The 3056-nt window shown below is 58.2% G+C and carries 4 protein-coding genes; 2 read left to right on the plus strand and 2 right to left on the minus strand.

Features of this window, described 5'->3' with window-relative positions; genetic code table 11:
• The coding region (locus B3520_RS00280; RefSeq protein ID WP_286875021.1) for a formyltetrahydrofolate deformylase at nucleotides 1-357 on the plus strand (357 nt) is incomplete at its 5' end.
• A 61-nt stretch (nucleotides 358-418) separates the two neighbouring features.
• On the opposite strand, the gene B3520_RS00285 is transcribed toward B3520_RS00280, so the two are convergent.
• Nucleotides 419-1030, minus strand: coding sequence for a NapC/NirT family cytochrome c (locus B3520_RS00285; RefSeq protein WP_286806955.1), 612 nt, complete (start codon nucleotides 1028-1030; stop codon nucleotides 419-421).
• A gap of 14 nt (nucleotides 1031-1044) precedes the next feature.
• The gene (locus tag B3520_RS00290; RefSeq protein ID WP_286806956.1) at nucleotides 1045-1686 is read right to left on the minus strand and encodes a c-type cytochrome; all 642 of its coding nucleotides are present in this window, start codon (nucleotides 1684-1686) and stop codon (nucleotides 1045-1047) included.
• Nucleotides 1687-2191: 505 nt separating this feature from the next.
• Between B3520_RS00290 and B3520_RS00295 the strand changes: the two genes are divergently transcribed.
• Nucleotides 2192-3056 (plus strand): OmcA/MtrC family decaheme c-type cytochrome (locus tag B3520_RS00295; protein ID WP_286875023.1); only part of this gene is annotated, 865 nt, incomplete at its 3' end.

A 3056-nucleotide genomic window follows, 5' to 3' on the forward strand; every position in this document is an offset into this window, starting at 1 on the left:
GTGCTGGCCCGCTACATGCAGATTCTCTCCGATGACCTGTGCCGCAAACTCAACGGCAAGGCCATCAATATTCACCATTCCTTCCTGCCCGGCTTCAAGGGCGCCAAGCCTTACCACCAGGCCTACGAGCGCGGGGTCAAGCTGATCGGCGCCACCGCCCACTTCGTGACCGCCGATCTGGATGAAGGCCCGATCATCGAGCAGTCCGTCGAACGCGTCTCCCACGTGAACCTGCCCGAGGAAATGGCGGAAATCGGCCGGGACATCGAGGCCGTGGTGCTCAATCGCGCGGTGCGCTGGCACGCCGAGCACCGGGTGCTGCTCAATGGCAGCAAGACGGTGGTTTTCGCACGGTAAAAATCAAAGGGGTCAGAGTCGTTTGATTCTTTGGATCAAACGACTCTGACCCCTTTGATTTTTACGGCAGGCTGTGGGCAATTCCCTGGTGGCAGTCGATGCAGGTGCGACCGGTGGCTTCTCGATACTCCAGCGAGTGACGGCGTACCGCCTGTCGGTTCTGCAGCGTCTCGGCCATGGCATCGTAGCTGTGGCAGCTCCGGCATTCGCGTGAATCCGTTGCCCGCATGCGTGCCCAAACGCGTTCGGCCATGGCGGGTTTGTGCGCGTTAAACTCCTCCTCGGTGTCAATGCGGCCCATAAAGTGCGAGGGTAGTTCGACCACGGTCGCTTTCATTTTGGCGGCCATCTTTGGGAAGAAAGCGTTGGGCACATGGCAATCTGCACAGACGACCCTAACCCCGCTGCGGTTATTGTAATGGCTGCTGTTCTGGTACTCCGTAAACACGAACTGTTGCATGCTGTGGCAGGAAGTACAGAACTCCAGGGTGTTGGTGGCTTTGACGGTGGTGTCAAAACTGATCCAAAAACCGATGCCGATCACAAACGCCAGAAATCCTCCGGCGGGAATTCCGAACAGAAACCAGCGTCGGGGTCGGGCCCATAGCCAGCGGCCAAACCGTCTGCGTTTGCTCTGCTCGGTTGGCGGTGGAGGTTCGTCGTTATCGCTCATGGTGTGACTCCCCGCTATTGGCCCACACTGACGTAGTACTCGGCCAGTGCTTTGATGTCGTCATCCGGAAGTTTGGCCGTTGCGTCGGCCATTTTTTCTTCCTGCCAGCGCTCCCCCGCACGAAAGCTTTCCAGGGTGCGAATCAGATAGGGCCGCCACTGGCCAGCGAGTATGCCAGCGTCGTCCAAGGCCAGGCTGCCTCCTTCGGCGTGGCAGCGATCGCAACTGCGTTCATGGATGGCTTTTCCGATTTGCGCCAATTCGGTATCGAAAGACTGTTCGGCACTTTGATGAGGTAGCGCGGAAAAGTAACCAGCGATTTTTGCTATGTCGTCATCGGACCAGTCGGCCGCCAGGGCGCAGTGGTCAGGTTTAGGGGGCGACTCCGCCCGTTGACTGAACAATTCGCCCGCACAGGGGCGACCTTTATCCCGAAACAGAAAGAGCTGGTTTTCCAGAAAGAAATTCGAGGCACCGGCAATGATGGGAATATCACCATCCTGGCTTATACCCTTTTCGCCATGACAACTGGCGCAGGCTTCGGCTTCGGTAGGCGCTTCGGCCCACACTGAACTTACGCTTGCCCATAGCAGCGTCGCCAGCAGCCAGAATACAACGCGGACGGGTTCGCGTAGGGCAGAATGTGATGTGTGCATGAAGACCTCCCATGAATGAATCCTTGGTCGTTCAGGACAGTGCGGGATAGTTAGGTGTGCTCTTTAACGAATAACACAAACCGGCGGGCGTCATCGGATATTTGCGGCGTTCTTTGCAGAATCGGATTATGGGTTGATCTGTGTCAATAAACGGGAGGGGCAGAGGGTACATTGTGTAGGGATACGCGGTGCAGGGGTACGCGGTTTCAGTGAGCGCTGGTCAGCCTGTTGTTGAGTTTCACCAGGGTTCCATTAGGATCAACACGGGGGAAGGATCATGAATTCGGACCCATCTCGGCGCGCCCGCTTTTGGAGTGTGATGGTTGGCGCTTTGTTGCTGCTTGGTTTGCTCGGGTGTGACGGCGACTCCGGCCCGACGGGGACGGCTGGCGCTCCCGGGCCATCGGGGCCTCCGGGTGAACCCGGGCCACCGGGCGGTGGCGCGGGCCCAGTCCCCACGGCCCTGAAGGTTGATATTACCGAGGTCAGCATTGAGGACTCGGTCGTGGTCGACTTCCTGGTGCTTGACCAGGACGGCTATCCTTTTTCCTATCTGGAACAGCTCGACTTTACGGTTGCCAAACTGGTGCCGGGCACCGAGGGTAACAGCAGCGCCTGGCAAAGTTACATTAACCGCGAGGAAGTCCCGGGGGAGGGTCCCTGGCCCGGCACCGAGACGGTCATTCAGGCCACCACCGAAAGTAGCAGCGAGGGGGCGTTGGTCAGTAATGGTGATGGCAGCTACCACTATACCTTTGGCCTTGATCTCAATGCCGTGAGTGCGCCGCTGGTGGTCGAGTACGAGCCGGAGTTGACCCACCGGGTGGGCCTGCAGGTGGGCGGTAGTTTTCGGGGTGAATCCCTACCCGCGGCCAATGCGGTGTATACCTTTCAGCCCTCGACCGGTCTGACCCCGGAACAGGATATTGATCATCGTAAAATTGTTTCCCAGGAATCCTGCAGCAGCTGTCACGGGAATGACCTGGCACTGCACGGTGGCGGTCGGGTCGATGTCGATTACTGCGTGACCTGCCACAACCCGGGAAGCGTTGATGCCCAGAGTGGCCACTCCCTGGATTTTCGCGAGATGATTCATAAGATCCATATGGGGGAGCGGCTGCCCAGCGTTCAGAGTGGCGAAGACTACATTCTCTGGGGGTTTCGTAACTCGCCCAGCGATTTTTCCGATGTGGTTCATCCTCAGGATCCACGCAACTGCCTGACCTGTCATGATCCGGACGATGAGGCCACCCCACAGGCGCTCCAAATAGTCGAAAAACCCAGTATGGAAGCCTGCGGTTCCTGCCATGACGATATTGATTTTGTGGCGGGTGTGGGCCATCCGGCCACGAACAACAGTGAGTGCACCA

Origin of the sequence: Marinimicrobium sp. UBA4509 (assembly GCF_002388575.1) — a bacterium.
Classification (GTDB): Bacteria; Pseudomonadota; Gammaproteobacteria; order Pseudomonadales; family Cellvibrionaceae; genus Marinimicrobium; species Marinimicrobium koreense.